The sequence below is a fragment of the Streptomyces sparsogenes genome (assembly GCF_001704635.1).
In the GTDB taxonomy this organism is placed as follows: Bacteria; Actinomycetota; Actinomycetes; order Streptomycetales; family Streptomycetaceae; genus Streptomyces; species Streptomyces sparsogenes.
The window spans coordinates 17,031-31,969 of sequence record NZ_MAXF01000120.1; the positions used below are offsets into that span (position 1 = coordinate 17,031).

General features: G+C 75.8%; 11 protein-coding genes. 5 read left to right on the forward strand and 6 right to left on the reverse strand.

Annotation, left to right across the window (positions count from 1 at the left end; all coding sequences use genetic code 11):
- The first annotated feature begins 13 nt into the window (after positions 1-13).
- The 3 genes from BBH68_RS24865 (at position 14) to BBH68_RS24875 (ending at position 2,851) form a co-directional block, all read left to right on the forward strand.
- Positions 14-841 carry an inositol monophosphatase family protein gene (locus BBH68_RS24865; RefSeq protein WP_065965726.1) on the forward strand — a complete coding sequence of 276 codons (828 nt, stop codon included), beginning with the start codon at positions 14-16 and terminating at the stop codon, positions 839-841.
- Between the two features lie 60 nt (positions 842-901).
- Positions 902-2,311: a phytoene desaturase family protein gene (locus BBH68_RS24870; RefSeq protein ID WP_174589085.1), complete on the forward strand. Its 1,410-nt coding sequence runs from the start codon at positions 902-904 to the stop codon at positions 2,309-2,311.
- 93 nt (positions 2,312-2,404) lie between these two features.
- A complete protein-coding gene (locus BBH68_RS24875; RefSeq protein ID WP_065965728.1) occupies positions 2,405-2,851 on the forward strand; it encodes a nitroreductase family deazaflavin-dependent oxidoreductase in 447 nt (148 codons plus the stop codon).
- A 33-nt stretch (positions 2,852-2,884) separates the two neighbouring features.
- Here BBH68_RS24875 and BBH68_RS24880 read toward each other — a convergent pair whose 3' ends face one another.
- Entirely contained in the window at positions 2,885-3,784 is a 900-nt protein-coding gene (locus BBH68_RS24880; protein WP_065965729.1) for a LysR family transcriptional regulator, read from the reverse strand.
- Positions 3,785-3,891: 107 nt separating this feature from the next.
- Between BBH68_RS24880 and BBH68_RS24885 the strand changes: the two genes are divergently transcribed.
- On the forward strand, positions 3,892-4,818 hold the full coding sequence (locus tag BBH68_RS24885) for a PhzF family phenazine biosynthesis protein (protein ID WP_065965730.1): 927 nt from the start codon (positions 3,892-3,894) through the stop codon (positions 4,816-4,818).
- An 85-nt stretch (positions 4,819-4,903) separates the two neighbouring features.
- On the opposite strand, the gene hemC is transcribed toward BBH68_RS24885, so the two are convergent.
- From hemC to BBH68_RS24910, 5 genes are all read right to left on the reverse strand, one after another.
- Complete coding sequence (gene hemC / locus BBH68_RS24890) at positions 4,904-5,839, reverse strand: hydroxymethylbilane synthase (RefSeq protein ID WP_065965735.1); 936 nt, start codon at positions 5,837-5,839, stop codon at positions 4,904-4,906.
- A gap of 62 nt (positions 5,840-5,901) precedes the next feature.
- Positions 5,902-9,336 carry an SAV_2336 N-terminal domain-related protein gene (locus tag BBH68_RS24895; protein WP_065965731.1) on the reverse strand — a complete coding sequence of 1,145 codons (3,435 nt, stop codon included), beginning with the start codon at positions 9,334-9,336 and terminating at the stop codon, positions 5,902-5,904.
- 3 nt (positions 9,337-9,339) lie between these two features.
- Entirely contained in the window at positions 9,340-10,317 is a 978-nt protein-coding gene (locus tag BBH68_RS24900; protein ID WP_065965732.1) for an AAA family ATPase, read from the reverse strand.
- Positions 10,311-12,725, reverse strand: coding sequence for a VMAP-C domain-containing protein (locus BBH68_RS24905; protein ID WP_065965733.1), 2,415 nt, complete (start codon positions 12,723-12,725; stop codon positions 10,311-10,313). The genes BBH68_RS24900 and BBH68_RS24905 overlap by 7 nt, the downstream gene beginning before the upstream one ends.
- 3 nt (positions 12,726-12,728) lie before the next feature.
- On the reverse strand, positions 12,729-13,283 hold the full coding sequence (locus BBH68_RS24910; protein ID WP_342673152.1) for a CU044_2847 family protein: 555 nt from the start codon (positions 13,281-13,283) through the stop codon (positions 12,729-12,731).
- A 133-nt stretch (positions 13,284-13,416) separates the two neighbouring features.
- Between BBH68_RS24910 and BBH68_RS24915 the strand changes: the two genes are divergently transcribed.
- The gene (locus BBH68_RS24915) at positions 13,417-14,886 is read left to right on the forward strand and encodes a DNA-3-methyladenine glycosylase 2 family protein (protein WP_065965736.1); all 1,470 of its coding nucleotides are present in this window, start codon (positions 13,417-13,419) and stop codon (positions 14,884-14,886) included.
- Positions 14,887-14,939: the final 53 nt, after the last annotated feature.

The window sequence follows — 14,939 nt, forward strand, 5'->3', positions numbered from 1 at the left end:
GTTCGATGAGGGCATGATCGAGCAGTTTCTCGCCGGTGACCTGTCCGACGTCGAGGAGGCGGTGCGCAAGGCGGCCGCCGCCGAGGTCATGCCGCGGTTCCGGCAGCTCGCCGACCACGAGATCGTCGAGAAGAACGGCCCGCACGACCTGGTGACGATCGCCGACCGGAGGGCCGAGGAACAGCTGACCGCCTCGCTCACCGCGCTGCTGCCCGGCTCGGCCGTGGTGGGCGAGGAGGCCGTGCACGCCGACCCGGCCGTGCTCGGCGCGCTGGGCGGCGACGTACCGGTGTGGATCGTGGACCCGGTCGACGGCACCCGGCAGTTCGTCCACGGCGACCCGGGCTTCGCCACCCTCGTCACCCTGGCCCACCGCGGCGAGCTGCTCGCCTCGTGGACCCATGCCCCGGCCCTCGACCTGATGGCCGTCGCCCGCCGCGGCGGGGGAGCGGTGCTCAACGGCGAGCCGATACGCTCCGGCCACCCGGAGCCCGGCAGGGACCTCGAAGTCGCCATCTCGCACTACGACTTCACCACGGACGCGGAGAAGCTCGCCCTGTCCGTACTGCGGACACCGGGTGTCGCGCCCCGCCCGTGCGGCTCGGCCGGCCTGGAGTATCTGAACATCGCCCGGGGCCTGCTCGACGCGCTCGCCTTCACCTGGGAGAACGCCTGGGATCACGCCGCGGGCCTGCTGCTGGTCGAGGAGGCGGGCGGCGCGAGCGCGACGTCGGCCGGTGAGCCGTTCCGCATCGCGGGCGGAAACGCGCTTCCTTTCGCGGCCGCGCGGGACGCGGCGACCGTACGGCATATCCTGAGCCTGCTGGCAGCCGCCGGCTGACAGACTCTCAGGAGTCCTCGACATCCCTCGAGGACGGGGAGGAGACCCGACGTGCCGTCCATGCTCGACGCGGTCGTGGTGGGTGCCGGGCCGAACGGGCTGACCGCGGCCGTCGAACTGGCCCGCCGCGGCCTGGCCGTGGAGGTCTTCGAGGCCGCCGGGACGATCGGCGGCGGTGCGCGCACCGAAGAGCTCACCCTCCCCGGCTACCGGCACGACCCCTGCTCCGCGGTGCACCCCCTGGGCGTGGGCTCCCCGGCCTTCCGTGCGATGCCGCTCGCCCGGCACGGCCTGGAGTGGCTGCACCCCGAGCTGCCGCTGGCCCATCCCTTCCCGGACGGCACGGCCGCCGTCCTGGCCCGCTCGGTCGGTGAGACGGCCATGTCGCTGGGGCCGCGCGACGCCGGTACGTACCGCCGGCTGGTCGCGCCGTACCTCGGCCGCTGGGACACGCTCGCCCGGGACTTCCTGCGCACCCAGTGGAACGGGCTGCCCGCGGACCCGGTCGGCTGGGCCCGCTTCGGGCTGCACGCCGCCCAGCCCGTCTCCCTCCTCACCCGCCGCTTCCGCGACGAGAAGGCGCGCGCGATACTCGCCGGGATGGCCGGCCACGCCATCGCGCCGAGCGGCGGGTTCGGCACCGCCGGCCCGGCGCTGCTCTTCGCGCTCGCGGGACACGCGGTCGGCTGGCCGGTCCCGCGCGGCGGCTCGCAGGCGATCTCGGACGCGCTCGGGTCGTATCTGCGCGAGCAGGGCGGCGCGATCCACGTGGGCGTCGAGGTCAAGCGGCTGGACGAGCTGCCGCCCGCCCGGGCGTACGTCTTCGACACCTCGCCCACCGCCCTGGCCCGGATCGCCGGGCTCGGCGACGCCTACCGCCGCTTCCGCTACGGGGCCGGCGTCTTCAAGGTCGACTACGCCCTGGACGGCCCGGTGCCCTGGACCGCGCAGGAGGCCCGGCGCGCCGGCACCGTCCACGTCGGCCCCACCTCGGGCGAGATCGGCGCCGCGCTGCGCGCCGCCACCAAGGGCCACGCCCCCGCCGTGCCCTTCCTGATCACCGCCCAGCCCAGCCTGATCGACGACTCGCGCGCCCCGGCGGGCAAGCACACCTTCTGGGCCTACGGCCATGTGCCCCGCGGCTGGGACGGGGACGCCACCGAGGCCATAGAGCGGCAGATCGAGCGCTTCGCGCCCGGCTTCCGGGACCTGGTGCTCGCCCGCGCCGTGGCCGGGCCGCCGCGGATCGCCGCGCGCAACGCCAACTACGTCGACGGGGACATCGCGTGCGGGGCCTTCGAGGGCCTGCAGACCGTGATCCGCCCCAAGCTGACCCGCGTCCCGTACACGACGGCCCACCCGTCGGTCTTCCTGTGCTCGTCGGCCACCCCGCCGGGGCCCGGGGTGCACGGGATGTCCGGACACCACGCGGCGCACGCGGTGTGGCGGCGGCTGCGCGGCCACGGCTGACCGGCGCCAGCCGGAATGCCGGGACGGCCACGGGGCGTTGCATCCAGCGCACGCGGTAAGTCACCGTAAGTCGTCGACGATGGGACGGAAGCCATGCCTCTGCAGGGCGAGTACGAGCCGAGCCCCGAGAAGTGGGTGCGTGACCAGGTCGAGCTGATCGAGAGCTCCGGCGGGACCAAGGGGATGACCATGCGGGGGTTGCCGGTCATCCTGCTCACCACGAAGGGCGCCAAGTCCGGCAAGATCCGCAAGACCCCGCTCATGCGGGTGGAGCACGACGGCGTCTACGCCGCGGTGGCCTCGCTGGGCGGCGCCCCCAAGCACCCCGTCTGGTACTACAACATCGTGGCCGACCCCCGGGTCGAGCTGCGGGACGGCACCGTGAACCGGGACATGACGGCGCGGGAGGTCCACGGGGAGGAGAAGGCCCTGTGGTGGGCGCGCGCGGTCGAGGCGTACCCCGACTACGACGACTACCAGAAGAAGACGGACCGCGAGATCCCCGTCTTCGTCCTCGAACCGGCGGCCGAGGACCACTGAGCCATACGAGGTCGCCGCCGGATCACCGGCGGGTCATCCGTCGATCAGCCGGGTCAGCTCCTCGGCGACCAGCCGGGCGGCCGGGGAGGTCCACCGCCTGCGGTGCCGGGTGAGCTGAACGGGTACAGGCGGCATCACGGGCCCGTCGACCACGGCCAGCAGGCCGTCCCGCAGCTGGCGCTCGACGGTCGCCCGCGGCAGCAGTGTGAGCCCGAGCCCGGCCGCCACACAGGCACGGGCGGCCTCGATGCTGCCGAACCGGGTCAGCCGGGGCCGCGCGTCGGGCAGCGCGCGCAGGGTGCTCACCAGCCGATCGCTGTACGAGCAGCCCTCCTCGTGGACGAAGAAGCTCTCCTCGGCCAGCTCCGGCCACCCCGCCGCGCGCCCGGCCAGCCGGTGGCCGGGCGCGGCCACGTACACCAGCGGCTCGTGGGCGATGGGCCGCGCCACCAGGTCGGCCGCCTCCACCTCAGGCTCCAGGAGGAGCGCGAGGTCGAGCCGCCCCGAGGACAGCCCCTCCACGGCCGCGTCGGTACCGGTCGCGTGCAGATGGACGTCCACCCCCGGGTGGGTGCCCCGCAGCGAGGCGATGACCCGGGGCACATGGGACGAGCACAGCGACTCGCCGGCGCCGAGGGCGACCTGCCCCTCCACCGCGCCGTCCGCCCCCTCGCCGCTCCCGGCCGCCGCGACGGCCCGCAGCCGGGCCTCGGCGTCCAGCATCCGCTCGGCCTCCTCCAGCAGCCTCCGCCCGGACCGGGTGGGCATGGTGCCCCCGGGCAGCCGGTCGAACAGACGCGTGTCGAGCTCCCGCTCCAGCGAGCGGATCTGGACGGTGACGGTGGACTGGGCGAGGTGCAGCTCGGCGGCGGCTGCGGTGAAGCTGCCGGTGCGGGCGAGGGCCACGAAGGTGCGGAGAAGTCTGGTGTCCATCGACACCCCAGCCTAGCCGCAGGCGGGGGCGGCTATCGAGGAAATCGATGGGCTCAAGCGAAAACAATCGTTGGACGCGATAGAGGGTGCGGTGACACGGTAGTTCCATGACCGCACACACCGCGCCCGCCGCACCCACCGCCCCCGCCACCGCCCCCGGGACCGACGACGTCCTGCACTACTCCGCCTTCACCACCGACCCCTCCGGCGGCAACCCCGCCGGTGTGGTCCTGGACGCCACGGCGCTCGACGACACCCAGATGGTGGCCATCGCCGCCCGCCTCGGCTACTCCGAGACCGCCTTCGTCACCGTCCGGGACGAGGCCGCGCGCCGCTACGGGCTGCGGTACTTCAGCCCCCGCGCCGAGGTGGCCTTCTGCGGCCACGCCACGATCGCCACGGCCGTCGCCCTCGCCGAGCGCACGGGCCCCGGAGAGCTGGTCTTCGACACCCCCGTGGGCGAGATCCGCGTCGCGACGACCCTGGCCGACGGGGCGGACGGGGACGGCTCCGCGCCGCAGGCCACGCTCACCAGCGCGCCCGCGCACTCCCGCCCCGCCGACGAGGCGCTGACCGAGCAGGTGCTGAAGGCCCTGCGCTGGACCCGGGACGACCTGGACCCGGCCCTCCCGCCGCACATCGCCTTCGGGGGCAACGACCACTTCGTCCTGGCCGCCGCCACCCGCGAGAGGCTCGCCGACCTGGACTACGACTTCGACGCGCTGGAGGAGCTGATGGCCCGCCACGAGTGGACCACCGTCCACCTGGTGTGGCGCGAGTCCGCCGACCGCTTCGACTTCCACGCCCGCGACCCCTTCCCGCCCGGCGGCGTCGTGGAGGACCCGGCCACCGGGGCGGCGGCCGCCGCCTTCGGCGGCTATCTGCGGGAGCTCGGGCTGATCACCGAGCCGACGCGGGTGCGGATCCGGCAGGGCGAGGACATGGGACGCCCCAGCGAACTCCTCGTCGACCTGACGCCCGACGACGACCGCAGCCGCGTCACGGGCCGGGCGGTGCGGATCCCCGGGGCGTAGGCGGATCCGCGGTGAGTATGGGACAGCGACACGCCGTACCGTCGGCGTGTCGCTGTCCCATACTCACCGCACATCCAAGGGCGGCTCAGTGCGGGATGGTGTCGATCACCTCGCGCGCCCCCTGGCGCAGCAGGGCCACCGCCACCGAGGTGCCGAGCGTGGCCGGGTCCAGCGGCCCCGCCCACTCGTGGGCGTCCAGCACCGTCTTGCCGTCCGGGCTGAAAACCCGGGCCCGCAGGGACAGCCGGCCGTCGCGCTCGGCCCGCGCGAAGCCCGCGATGGGGGAGTTGCAGTGGCCCTGGAGGACGTGCAGGAGCATGCGCTCGGCCGTGATCTCCTTCCAGGCGTCGGCGTCGCCGAGCCCGGAGACCGCCTCGATGGTCGCGGCGTCGTCCTCGCGGCACTGCAGCGCCAGCACCCCCGCCCCGATCGGCGGGCACATCGTCTCGACGGGCAGGATCTCGGTGATCCGGTCCGTACGGCCAATGCGCTCAAGACCCGACACGGCCAGGAGCAGCGCGTCGCACTCGCCCGCGTCCAGCTTCTCCAGACGGCGGTTGGCGTTGCCGCGCATGGGCACGCACTCCACATGCGGGTGGGAGACGGCCAGTTGCGCGATGCGTCGCACCGACGAGGTCCCGATCCGCGCGCCCTCCGGCATCTGATCGAGCGTCAGACCACCCGGGTGGATCAGGGCGTCGCGGATGTCGTCGCGCTTGAGGTACGCGGCGAAGACCGTGCCGGCCGGCAGCGGCCGGTCGGCGGGCACGTCCTTCACGCAGTGCACGGCCAGATCGGCCTCGCCCGCCAGCAGCGCCGCGTCCACCTCCTTGGTGAACGCGCCCTTCCCGCCGAGCGCCGACAGATCGCCCATCCACCGGTCGCCGGACGTCGTGACCGGCACCACCTCGGTACGGATGCCGGGCCGCAGCGCGGCCAGCTCGGCGCGGACCCGCTCGACCTGCGCGAGGGCCATGGGGGAGGAGCGGGAGACAATGCGGATGAGGTCGGTGGACGACATGCCGTACACGATAGGCCCTCCGCCGCGCGCCCCGGGCACCGGCCGGGGGCGGGGCCTCGCGGTCAGGGCGCGGTACGCCTGAGGACCTGGGCGAAGACGTCCGCGACCGCGCGGGCCGCCGGGCGCTTGCGGCGGCGGTCGTCCAGGCAGGCGTCGACGATCTGGCGCACCGGTCCCCACGTCTCTCCCCGCCACGCCGTGGACGCGCCCCATTCGACGCCCCTTATGTAGGCGAATTCGGGATCACCGAGGTCCCCCATGCCCACGACTTCCTGGCGGGTGGTCTTCCGGCCGCCACCCAGGGCCAGCAGAATCTCACCGAGCGCGAAGACGTCCTCGGCGGGTGAGCCACGCCCGAGCCGCCGCCACACCGACGGGTCGATGACGGCCGAATCCCAGCCGACCAGTTTCACGGAGCGGTCGGCGACGAGCACCGTGTCCGTGGTCAGCCGGCCGTGTGCCATTCCCTCGGTCGTGCACACGTGCACGGCTTCCGCGAGGTGCCATCCGATGGTCGCGGAAGTCCGCGCGTCCCAGCCGCGGGCCGTGCCGTCGGAGAGCAGCGCGGACAGGGTGCGGGCCGGGGAGCCGTCGGGAGCGAGGACGTGCTCCTGGGCGGTCCAGGGGGGCTCGGTGTCGAGGTCCTGGCCCAGGAACCTCGGCGCGTAGCGGCCCGCCATCCGGCGCAGCGCTTCCGCTTCCGTGCTCAGCCGGGCAAACGCACCCCGCCGCCAGGGCTCCAGACCCACGGTGCGCAGCACGGCGTACTCGTCGCTGTCCGGAATCCGCCCCAGATACGCGGTCACCCCGCTGCGGGCGTGGACGCGGCAGTACAGGATGTACGGGCCGATCTCGCGCGGGTCGGTGTCCGACAGCGGGGCCCAGCCGTGGGCCCGCTGTTCCCGGCCTGGTTCCGTGGCGGGGACGGGCGGGGCCGCCGGGCCCGCCTGGGCCAGGGGGGCCGCCGGGGAGGGGGCGGGCGGGGCCGCCGGGGCCGGTGCGGCGGGGTCGAACCGTGCGAAGACCTCCCAGACCTCCTGCGCCGTCGGCCGGTTGTACATGGCGAGACAGGCCATCACCGCGTCCCGGATCGGCCGCCAGCGCTCGGTGCCCCAGCGGGACATCTGATACACATTGCCCGCGCGCCGCGACCATCCTCCGCCGCCCAGGCACAGCAGGATGTCTCCCATCGCCCGGACGTTGTCCCGGGGGGTCGGGGGGCGCCCGCCCTGGAGCGCCGGGGACTGCACCCCGTCGATGGAGGCCGACGACCAGCCGGTCAGGACGAGGTCCTCGCCGGAGACGTAGACGGTGCTCGTGGTGAGGTCGCCGTGCGCCATGCCCTCCGCGGCGCAAACGCGCACGGCGTCCACGAGCTGCCGCGCGAGCGCGAAGGCGGCCTCCGGCGTCCACCGGTCGGTGCCCGCGCGGAGGAGGTCGTCCAGCCGGTCGCCAACGAAGGGCTCTTCGGCGATCCACGGCGTCTCGCCGCGCAGGTGCTCCCTCAGCAGGGTGCGCGCGTATCGTCCGTCCATCCGGCGCAGTGCTTCCGCCTGCACGCCGAGCAGGGCGGCGGCCTGCGCGCCCCGCCGCCCGCGGGCCGTGTGGACGATGGCTTCCTCGCCGTACGCGTCCTTGCCCAGGTAGGCGGTGACGCGCGATCCCGAGTGGTCGGCGAGCCGCAGCGTGTACGGGCCGATGGTGCGCGGGTCGTCGGGCATCAGCGGGCGCCAGCGGCTTCCCCGGGTGAGGCTGGTCGGCAGGGCCGCGCCCAGCCGGGTCGCGAGCCGCTGATCCATCACCCCGAAGGGCCGGGCCCGTGCCGGGAGCCGGTCGGCGCCCGACGGGTGGGCGAGCCAGGCCGGGAAGTCCGGGGAGTTGCCCGCGAGTTCCTTCAGCCGGGTGCCGATCAGCTCGCGGGTCTCGTCGAGTTCGGGCAGCGGGACCGCGCCCAGCAGCGCGCGCCGGACCGTGTCCGTGAAGGTGAAGGGGCGGTGGTGGGGCGGGAACGGGCCCGGGCCCGCCGAGGTCGGGGGCTCGGTCGGGCGCATCAGCCCGCCGAGGAAGACCTCGGCCAGGTGCCCCGTCTCCGCCTGCCACGGGACCGCCGCCTGCACCAGCCGCATCACGGGCACCGGCAGCGGGGCGACCGTGGCCAGGTGGGCCGCCAGGCGGTAGGCCTCCGGGGAGGCGGCCTCCCGGAAGCGCATGAGACGGCTCAGGTCGTCGCCGGGCCGGGCGGGAGTGGACGGCGCGGCGGCCGGGCGGCGCGGGCGCGGCGGGGCGAGCAGGGGAAGCACGGCCGTGCCGCTCGCCGAGGCGATCAGCCGGGCCCAGTCGGCCAGCGGCCCGGCCTCCGGCTCCAGGACGGGCACGGGGAGGCCGTCGAAGCGGGCCAGCTCCGGGGGCAGGACGGGGTCGGCGACCGCCCAGTCCGTGCCCGGCGAGCCGGGCCTGCGGGTGCGCACCTGCCAGCGCTGCGCCCGGATCCCGGACCCCTCCCACAGGCGCGGCGGCAGGGCGTGCAGCACGGCCGCAGGTCCCTGGCCCGCCCAGCGCTCCAGCACCGCCGACATCCGGCCGTCGCGCCACGCCGCGCCCACGCCGTCGCTCAGCACCAGCACCAGCGTGTGCCCCGAGGGGTCGGACACCGCCGTGACGGGGAGGGTGGGCGCGTCGGGCTCGTACGGCCTGGCGCGCAGCAGCGGTGGGCCGGTGCCCCGCGTGTGCAGGCCCAGGACCCGTACGACGCGGAAGGCGCCGGCGCGCTGCAGCAGGGTGCGCAGCTCGGCCGCCAGCCGCCGCCACAGCAGCATCGACATTCCGTCATCCACGACGAGGGCGAGATCCAGCCAGCGCTCGCGGGCCGGACGGGTCACCACGTCGGGCAGACCGGTCTCGGCCAGCGCGGTCGCGGTGGCGACCTCGTCGACCTCGCGCTTGAGCGGGTTGGGCCGGTACTGCTTGAGCGGGCGCAGCGCCCGGCCGATGGGCAGCTCGGCGGGCAGCGCCTTGGCCTCCGGCACGCGCAGCGGCAGGGCGCGGCGGGCGGCGGGCGGCGGGGGAGCGCCGGGGTCGGCCGACGCTTCGATCGCGCCGTACAGACCGCTTCTGCCGCCGGGCGGGCCGCCGCGCCGCGATGCGGCCGGGGGATCGGCCGGCGTCCCGGGCGGCGGGGGCGTCCCGGGCTTCCCGGGCGGCGGGGGCGTGGCGGCGGGTACGGAGGGGCGGGGCCGCTCAGCGGGGCCCTGCGGCCGGGCGGGGGTGGCGGCCGTGTGGGCTGTGTCTGCTGCGTCCGCTGTGCCGGCCGTACAGGCCCGTTCCAGCGGCGCGCCCGCCCCGGCCGCGCCCGGGGGCAGCCGGGTGGCCAGCCAGAGCGCGTCGAGCAGCTGCTCCTGGGACAGCTGCGCACCGCTGTCCGCGAGGATGGCGAGCGCGTCGTCCAGCCGCCCGAGCCGTTGCCCCGGCGGCCCGCCCCGCCCGTCCCCTCCCGCCACGGGTCACACCACCCCGCCGAGCCGGTGCAGCACCGCGTCCAGCAGCTCGTCCGCCGACAGGTCCACGCCCCGCGCCCGCAGGAACACCGCGTTCAGGAGTTGGTCGGTGGCCAGTTGGCGGGCGGAGCGGCGGCGCAGGAAGGTCTCCAGCAGTCGGTCCACGTCGTCCAGCGCGTCCTCACCCAGATGCGCGGTGACGATCTCCCGCAGCCGGGCCTCGTCGGGGGTGGGCAGCTCCAGCCGGACGCAGCGGCGCAGGAAGGCGGGCGGGAAGTCCCGCTCGCCGTTGCTGGTGATCACGACGACGGGGAACTCCTGGCAGCGCAGCCGCCCCCGCCGTACGGTGGCCCGCTCGTCCGCGCGCTCGGTGAGCACCTCGACCACCGACTGCTCCTCGGGCAGCCGGGCCAGCTCCGGGATCTCGAACTCGCCCTCCTCGAACACCGTCAGCAGGTCGTTCGGCAGATCCACGTCGCCCTTGTCCAGCTCGTCCACCAGCAGCACGCGCGGACGCGGGCCCGGCACCAGCGCCGTGCCGAGCGGCCCGAGCCGTACGAAGCTGCCCAGCGGAGGCTCGGCCTCGCCGCGGTCGCGGCTGAGCGCGGTCTCCCGCAGCCGCCCGATCGCGTCGTAGCGGTAGAGCGCGTCCTGCACGGTGGAGCGGCTGTTGACCGGCCAGTGCAGGACGTCCCCCAGGTCCAGCTCATGGGCGATCGCGCGGGCCAGGGAGGATTTGCCCGCCCCCGGTTGGCCGGTGACCAACAGCGGGCGCCGCAGGTGCAGCGCGGCGTTCACCACGTCGGCGTGTTCCGGCGAGATGAGGTACGGCCGGGCGGGGGCGGCGTCCTCCGCGGGGTCGGCGGGGTCACCGTCCGTCTCCGGCGGGCCGAAGGTGCGCCAGGGCGGGGCGGGTGGCATCTCGACCGGGCGCTGTCGGCCGTCTCCGTGGAACAGCCGCCAGCCGTCGTATGTGGTCACCATGCGAAATCCTCCGGGTCCTCCGGGTCGGAGTCGGTCGGGTCTGCCAGCTCCAGCACGGGCAGCGGCCGGCCGGCGTTGGGTGGCGGCCAGTCGGTGTCCGGCGGCGGCCAGTCGGCCTCCGTGAGCGGGTCGGGCACCGGCTCGTCGAGTGGTTCGGCGCCCGCAGGGGGAGACATGCGGAGCCCCGCGGGCGACCGTTCCAGCCAGTCGTCGGACGTCTCGTCGTACGCCGCAGGGCGCTCGCAGGGGACCGCTACCGACACGTGTTCCACCGGCCGCTCGGGGCCCTCCTCCGGAACCGGCCGCCCCGCGCCCTCCGGCGGCAGCAGGTCCGGGTCCGCCCAGGCCAGCACCGGGCGGCCGGGGCAGGTCAGGGGGCGGCGCAGGGCCATGGCGCGGTAGATCCGCACCTGCTCCGGCAAGTGTCCGTGCCGGTCGGTGAAGTGGCCCAGCGCGGGGGAGCCGGGCTTGTCGCCGCGGTCCCACAGCACGACGGGCACCCCCGCCGCCAGGCACGTCTGCACGGCGGCGGAACGCCGCTGCCGCGACGCCACGATGTCCGCCCGCCCCGCGAACCGCCGCTCCATCAGCAGCCCGTACAGGGCCCGGGTGCTCTCGGCCGCCTCGTCGTCGATGTACAGCGGCTCCTCGCTGTCCAGCCGCCGCCACCGCTCCCGCCAGTCGGACAGGATCCCGTCGCCGCCGATCTCGCGCAGCTCCGGGCAGTTGACCACCACGGGGTACTCGGCGCCGAGCACCCGGGGGAGCGGCTGGTCCGGGTCCTCCCAGTCGTCGAGGGGCAGCTCCAGCGAGTCCCGGTCCACGACCAGCTCGACGACGGGGAGCACGCTCCCGCCCGCCCTGCGCAACGGGCCGACGACCGCCAGGATCTCCCGGGCCACTTCGCCCGGGGTACGCGGCCGCTGGTCCTGCTCCGACACCGGCTGCGGGCCGGTTCCGTCGTCGCACCACAGCCGCATGCGATAGCGCTCGGGGCCGTCACCCCGGGAGGGTACGGCGCGCAGTTCGACCAGCACGCGCGGCGGGGCCGGCCGTCCCTGCTTCGCCCACTCCGCCGCGTCCTTGCGGCGGTCCCGCAGAGCCGTCCCGGGCACGCCGAGCCGGGCCGCGACCCGGTCACACCATTCCCGCAGCGCCGCGCTGCTATCCCCGCCGTCCCCATCGGCCGGGCGGCAGCTCGCCGCCACGTACTCGACAGCCCGCAGCAGCCTCGGCACGGCCACCCCGCCGTACGGATCGGCCGCGCTGTCGCCGTGCAGCGCCTCCAGGTGTTCGACCAGCGGGGCCCAGGACCCGCCGCCGCTCAGCAGCTCCGCGGGCACGGCGGCCAGCGGCAGCGCCGCCCGCACCGCGGCGGGGATCCTGGCCGCGGCGGGCGCGGGCAGCGCGTCCAGCAGCCGGACCAGCCGCTCGTACTCCTGGGGCGAGAGCAGCCGCGGCAGCCTGTGCGAGCGCGCCAGGGCCAGCAGCTCCTCGGCCAGTTCACCAGAGGTGGCGCGCACGGCCGCGACCAGGGCGGGCAGCGCCCGCTCGTGGGTGAGCAGCAGCCGGGCGAACTCCTCGGCCGACGGTGACCCGTCGTCGCGGTGGCCCAGGCCGAGCTGCCGGGCCACGGCCCGCCCGCAGCGCGCCCAGCCATCGCAGGTGGGCGGCGGCCCGTCCAGCAGGGCGACCAGATCCGGGTAGGCGGGGTGGTCGGGCGCGCCGTCGCCGGGCCGCGCGGCGAGATGGGCCAGCCCCTCCCCGTCCAGCTCCCGCCGGACGCGCTGCCAGGGGATGCCCCAGGCGCGGCGGACCAGACCGCCGTGCACGTCCAGCTTCGCGGTGACGAGTCCGACCACGACGCTCTCGTCGTCCGACCACAGCGGGCCGCCGCTGTAGGACTGGCCGACATCCAGGGAGCGGTCATGCCCGTCGAAGTATCCGAACCGGCCGTCGCAGCTGGTCACTTCGGCGTCGGCGAAGACCCCCGGCTCCCCGCTGCCGTGCCAGGCGCGGACGCGCTGGGCCTTCGCCATGGGGTGCCAGACCGGCGGACGCAGGGAGGGCGGCAGCGCCTCGGCGAGCCGGAGCACCGCGAGGTCCCCGTTCCACTCGTAGCCGCCCAGTCCTGCGTCCTCCACTCTCGGCGGTATCCAGGCCCTCAGCTCGGCCTCGCGCTCGACGGTGACCCCGGGGGCGATGATCCGCACCCGTACCGCGACCGGGCCCGGGTGGTCGGGGGCCAGCAGGTCGGATCGGCCCAGGGCGCTGTTGACGACATGCGCGCAGGTCAGCAGGTGCTGTCCGGGCAGCAGTACGCCGGAGCCGGCGGGCTCGCCGTCGGCCTCGGCCAGGACGGAGACCGCGGGCCGCGCGGCCGGCCCGCGGGGGCGGAACCACCCCACGGCTCAGGCGGCGGGGCCGGAGCCGGGCCCGCCGCCCGGACCCGCCTGCCCCGGACCGGCCGGGGTCGCGGCCGTCTGCCCGGAACCGGAATCAGCCTGCCCTGGACTGGCCGGAACCGTACCCGCCTGCCCCGCACCCGCCTGCCCCGGCTCCTCCGACAGCTTCCACGTGGCCGAGACGGTCAGACTGGCATGCCCGTTCGCGCCCACGATGCCCAGCTTCAGGTCCTGCCCCACCTGCACCCCGAACTGCACATTGATCTCATCGGGCGGGTTCGGCGCGGAGCGCACCGCGTCGTGCACCTCCTGGAGCACCGGGCCCAGCGGCCGCAGCACCGTACGCAGCGCGTTCGTGGCCAGCGTCGCCGCGGCCCGTGACCCGCGCCCCACCGGGGTGACCCCGCCCACTCCGCCGGCCCCCTCCGGCCTCGGGGGCCGTGGGCCGCCCCCCTCGCCGCCGGGCCCGCCGCGCGCGGCCCCGCGCACGGGGGCCAGCTCCAGGCGTACGGAGGTGTCGTCGGCAAGCAGTATCTCGGCGTAGTCCGTCACACCCCCCATGATGCCGATCACAGCGCCTCTGGTCTGGCCGTTCGCCGCAACTCGCCCCCGACGAGCCGGCGCTCGGGGCGGCGAAGGTCCATGTCGGATTCTCGCGAGCCAGGCCCTCCTCCGATGCCCGATGCTTGACGTCATGCATACCGACACCGACCGGTGCCTGCGCGCCGCCCAGGCCAAGGACGCGCGCTTCGACGGCTGGTTCTTCGTCGCCGTGGTCACCACCCGCATCTACTGTCGGCCCAGCTGCCCGGTCGTCGGCCCCAAGCCCCAGAACATGCGCTTCTACCCGAGCGCCGCGGCCGCCCAGCAGGCCGGCTTCCGGGCCTGCAAGCGCTGCCGTCCCGACGCCAGCCCCGGCTCCCCGCAGTGGAACGAGCGCGCCGACCTGGTGGCCCGCGCCATGCGGCTGATCGCCGACGGCGTCGTCGACCGCGACGGGGTGCCGGGCCTGGCCGCCCGCCTCGGCTACAGCACCCGCCAGATCGAGCGGCAGCTGCGCGCCGAACTCGGCGCGGGCCCCCTCGCCCTGGCCCGCGCGCAGCGCGCCCAGACCGCGCGGCTGCTCATCGAGACCAGCGGGCTGCCGATGGCGGACATCGCCTTCGCGGCCGGGTTCGCCAGCATCCGGGCCTTCAACGACACCGTCCGCGAGGTCTTCGCGCTCACCCCCACCGAGCTGCGCCGGCGGGCCCGGCGCGGTGAGAGGTCCGCCGCGCCCGGCGTGCTGACCCTGCGGCTGCCGTTCCGGGCGCCGCTGTGCCCGGACAACCTCTTCGGCCACCTGGCCGCCACCGCCGTGCCCGGGGTGGAGGAGTGGCGCGACGGCGCCTACCGCCGCACGCTGCGCCTGCCGTACGGGCACGGGGTCGTGGCGCTGCGCCCGGCGCCGGACCACATCGGCTGCCAGCTGTCCCTCACCGACCTGCGCGACCTGGCCGGGGCGATCAGCCGCTGCCGACGCCTGCTGGACCTGGACGCGGACCCCACCGCCGTGGACGACCTGCTGCGCGCCGACCCCGATCTCGCGCCGCTGGTCGACAAGGCACCGGGGCGGCGGGTGCCGCGCGCGGTGGACGCGGACGAGTTCGCGGTGCGCGCGGTGCTCGGGCAGCAGGTGTCCACGGCGGCGGCCCGTACCCACGCGGCCCGGCTGGTGACCGCCCACGGCGAGCGGATCGAGGACCCGGCGGGCGGGCTGACCCACCTCTTCCCGACCTCGGGCGCCCTGGCGGGCCTGGACCCCGAGGCCCTGGCCATGCCGCGCACCCGCCGCGCCACGCTGATCGGGCTGATCGACGCCCTCGCCTCGGGCCGCGTCGCCCTCGGCGTCGGCAGCGACTGGGACGAGGCGCGGGCCCGCCTGGCCGAGCTGCCCGGGATCGGGCCGTGGACCGTCGAGGTCATCGCGATGCGCGCGCTCGGCGACCCGGACGCCTTCCTCCCGACGGACCTCGGGGTACGGCGCGCGGCCGCCGAGCTGGGGCTGCCCGCCACGCCGGGGGCGCTGACCCGGTACGCGGCCCGCTGGCGGCCCTGGCGCGCGTACGCCGTCCAGTACCTGTGGGCCACCGACGACCACCCCATCAACCACCTGCCCGCCTGAAACCCGAAGCCGCAACCACCCCGAAGCCGCAACCACCCCGAAGCCGCGCCGCA